The sequence below is a fragment of the Lactobacillus mulieris genome, assembly GCF_007095465.1.
Classification (GTDB): Bacteria; Bacillota; Bacilli; order Lactobacillales; family Lactobacillaceae; genus Lactobacillus; species Lactobacillus mulieris.
Genome location: NZ_SDGL01000041.1, coordinates 1 through 287 on the forward strand (window position 1 = coordinate 1; position 287 = coordinate 287).

General features: G+C 41.8%; 1 protein-coding gene. It reads right to left on the bottom strand.

Annotation, left to right across the window (positions count from 1 at the left end; translation table 11 throughout):
• Positions 1–287, bottom strand: a 287-nt coding sequence (locus tag ETI37_RS07755; RefSeq protein WP_244285229.1) for an FIVAR domain-containing protein, incomplete at both ends; no start/stop codon positions are given.

Sequence of the window (287 nt, forward strand, 5' to 3'; positions counted from 1 at the left end):
TCTGTGGTTTCACCATCTAAGGCTGACTTTGCATTGTTAATTGCACTTGTGGCACTATCCACTTCGCTTTGAGTAGCGGAATCATTGTTCAACACTGTTTGACCAGCACTTACCGCATCATCATATGCTTGTTTCTTATCATCACTTGCGTTGTAGTAAGCTGATGTGCTTTCTACTGTTGATTGTTCATTCACTGCAGTTTCCAAAGCACTCTTGTCTGTGGTTTCACCATCTAAGGCTGACTTTGCATTGTTAATTGCAGTTGTAGCACTATCCACTTCGCTTTG